The sequence below is a fragment of the Actinokineospora sp. genome (assembly GCF_050699995.1).
Lineage (GTDB): Bacteria > Actinomycetota > Actinomycetes > Mycobacteriales > Pseudonocardiaceae > Actinokineospora.
On the sequence record NZ_JBOHGC010000423.1, the window covers coordinates 1 to 1,741 of the forward strand.

Here is a 1,741-nt window from a genome sequence, read left to right on the forward strand (position 1 = left end):
CCGCGGCCGAGCACAGCCAGAGCTATGCCGGCGCCTGTGCCCCCTCGACCTTCTGGCAAGTCGGAGCGGCCCGGAAAGCCGCTGCCAGCTCCGGGTTCTCCTTGAGGTCCTTCGCCGGTCCCTCAGCGTTCGTCAGCGACTTCATCACCCCGGAGATGTCCGAGATCGCCGCCTGGAACGTCGCCTGGTCGGTGACCGCGGCGGCCTGCAGCTTCGACTTCGCCGTGTCGATCGTCGACTTCGTCGTGGTCAGCGTCGCCATCGCCTTGTCCATAGTGGCCTGTCCGTCCTTCACCGGCGGCGAGCCCGCGGACTTCAACCCGTCCGACACCCCGACCAGCGCCTCGGACAGGTGGCCCAGGTAGACGACGAGGCTGTCCTTCGCGGCCTGCGGGTTGCTCGGGTCGACCGACGGCAGCTGCCGCAGCTTCGCCGCGCCCGCCTCGATGGTCTTGCAGACGCTGTCGGACCAGGCGATCGCGGGATCGTTGGCCGCGTTGTCTTTCTCCGAGCCGCACCCGGCGAGCGCGGTACAGGCGGACGCGGTCACCGCGACCGCGGCGACAAAACGTCGAATCATGGTCGGCTTCCTTAGGGGACGTCGGCAAGATCGGAAACGGGCGCCGCCCGGCCGGAAAGAATTCCGCCGATCGCGCCGTTGCCGGGGAAACGGACGTTACTGGCGGGTTGCGATCGGCGGCAAGCATCACACCTGGGGCTCGACGGTATTTATCAACAACCAACAGAAAGACGCCCGCGGCTTGTCTGTCGCGGCTACCCGCCGGGAAGCGTCTCGTCCGACGTCGACAACAATCATTGTTGTTCGGATCGCACGACTCCGGCGACACCTGCATCACTATCGCTCAAGAAAGCGCGGAGTGTCTTCACCCGATAGGAGGCTGCTCCGGAAAGGGGCCATCGTAGTTTGACACAAACCGACCGCCGAACCTACCGTCGTACACAGCTGACTTCCGGCCATTCGGCCGACCGATATGTTTCGTTAAATCACTCTCAGGGGGCGATGATGGCCGCTGATCGGGTTACGCGGACCCAGGACCGGGCCACCGCGCTGTGGGCTTCGCTGCCGCGCGACCTGGTGGTGAAGTTCCACCCGATGGTGGGCAGGCTGACCCAGGACATGATTCGCGAGATTCAGCACGCGGTGCCCGAATACGCGCGCCCGCTCAAGGGGCATTTCGGCGCGATCATGACCGCCGGGGTGGAGCAGGCGGTGCTGCGCATCCTCGACACGGTCGGTGTCGGCGGGTCGCAGGACGAGAAGTGGGCGGCCATGTTCCGCCAGCTCGGCCGGGTCGAGTTCGCCGAGGGCCGGAGCCTGGACTGCCTGCAGACCGCCTACCGGGTGGGCGGTCGGGTCGCGTGGCGCCACGTCGCCGCGTGGGGGCAGCAGCAGCGGCTGCCGACGGCGATGTTCACCGTCGCCGCCGAGGCGATCTTCGCCTACGTCGATGAGATCTCCGCCCTGTCGATCGAGGGGTACACCGCCGCCCAGGCGGAGTCCGCCGGGGTGGTCGAGCGTCGTCGGCAGCGGCTGCTGGACCTGCTGCTGGCCGGGGAGCCCGGGTCGCCCAAGGCGGTCGCGGGCCTGGCGGGCCAGGTGGGCTGGCAGGTTCCCGACGAGGTGTCCGTGATCGTCATCGAGCACGCCGACGTGCCCGACGGCGACTGGGGCACAGCGTCGCCTGCCGAGGTGCTGATGGACCTCGACGCCGACGTGCCG

The 1,741-nt window shown here is 68.1% G+C and carries 1 protein-coding gene and 1 pseudogene; one reads left to right on the forward strand and one right to left on the reverse strand.

Annotated elements, in window-relative coordinates:
• Positions 1 to 22 precede the first annotated feature (22 nt).
• Positions 23 to 580 (reverse strand): hypothetical protein, encoded by a 558-nt coding sequence (locus tag ACRDSQ_RS20835; RefSeq protein ID WP_431423378.1) that lies wholly within the window; start codon positions 578 to 580, stop codon positions 23 to 25.
• A 444-nt stretch (positions 581 to 1,024) separates the two neighbouring features.
• Here ACRDSQ_RS20835 and ACRDSQ_RS20840 point away from each other — a divergent pair.
• Positions 1,025 to 1,741, forward strand: a pseudogene (locus tag ACRDSQ_RS20840) (PucR family transcriptional regulator); the annotation flags it as partial.

What these genes read in the sequence shown, in the direction of transcription:
- ACRDSQ_RS20835 (WP_431423378.1), bottom strand. Translation starts at nt 580, where the DNA reads ATGATTCGACGTTTTGTCGCCGCGGTCGCGGTGACCGCGTCCGCCTGT.